1 protein-coding gene is annotated in these 330 nt (G+C 63.6%); it reads left to right on the forward strand.

Features of this window, described 5'->3' with window-relative positions; translation table 11 throughout:
• Positions 1-330, forward strand: a 330-nt coding sequence (locus BZK31_RS29830; RefSeq protein ID WP_425273311.1) for a contractile injection system protein, VgrG/Pvc8 family, incomplete at both ends; no start/stop codon positions are given.

Here is a 330-nt window from a genome sequence, read left to right on the forward strand (position 1 = left end):
TCGCGCAGGGCGATGCCGGCCGGCGCCTGACGCACTATTCGATCACCTTGCGCCCGCACCTGGCCCGGCTCGCGCATCGCACCAACCAGCGCATCTTCCAGCACCGCACGGTGCCGCAGATCATTGCCCAGGTGCTCGAGGAACACGGCCTGCTCGCCACCCACTATCGCTTCCAGCTCGCCAGCGTCCCGCCTGAGCGTGAGTACTGTGTGCAGTACCACGAATCGGACCTGCACTTCATTCAACGATTGTGCGAGGAAGAAGGCCTGCACTATCACTTCGAACATAGCCCGAGCGCACACCAACTGGTCTTCGGCGAGGATCAGGCCG

It is taken from the genome of Pseudomonas floridensis (assembly GCF_002087235.1).
GTDB lineage: Bacteria > Pseudomonadota > Gammaproteobacteria > Pseudomonadales > Pseudomonadaceae > Aquipseudomonas > Aquipseudomonas floridensis.